We start from the raw sequence: 467 nt of genomic DNA, 5'->3' as shown, positions 1-467 counted from the left end.
CTCGGCCCGAACCTGGGTGTGGTGGAGCTGACCATCGCCCTGCACCGGGTCTTCGAGTCCCCGAAGGACCGGATCCTGTGGGACACCGGCCACCAGTCGTACGTGCACAAGCTCCTCACCGGACGCCAGGACTTCTCCAGGCTGAAGATGAAGGGCGGCCTGTCCGGATACCCGGCGCGTGCCGAGTCCGAGCACGACCTCATCGAGAACTCCCACGCCTCCACCGTCCTCGGCTGGGCGGACGGCCTGGCGAAGGCCAACGAGGTCCTGGGCCGGGACGACCACGTCGTCGCGGTGATCGGCGACGGCGCGCTGACCGGCGGCATGGCCTGGGAGGCGCTGAACAACATCGCCGCCGCGAAGGACCGCCCGCTCGTCATCGTCGTCAACGACAACGAGCGCTCCTACGCCCCGACCATCGGCGGCCTCGCCAACCACCTGGCCACGCTGCGCACCACCGACGGCTA

1 protein-coding gene is annotated in these 467 nt (G+C 69.6%); it reads left to right on the top strand.

Translation table 11 applies throughout. From position 1 onward, the window contains the following. A partial coding sequence (locus tag LPA54_RS37815; protein ID WP_228984944.1) for a 1-deoxy-D-xylulose-5-phosphate synthase N-terminal domain-containing protein occupies window positions 1-467 on the top strand: 467 nt, incomplete at both ends.

It is taken from the genome of Streptomyces sp. DH12 (assembly GCF_020873895.1).
Classification (GTDB): Bacteria; Actinomycetota; Actinomycetes; order Streptomycetales; family Streptomycetaceae; genus Streptomyces.
Note: the sequence above shows the minus strand (reverse complement) of the source record. Positions and strands in the feature narration are given on the sequence as shown.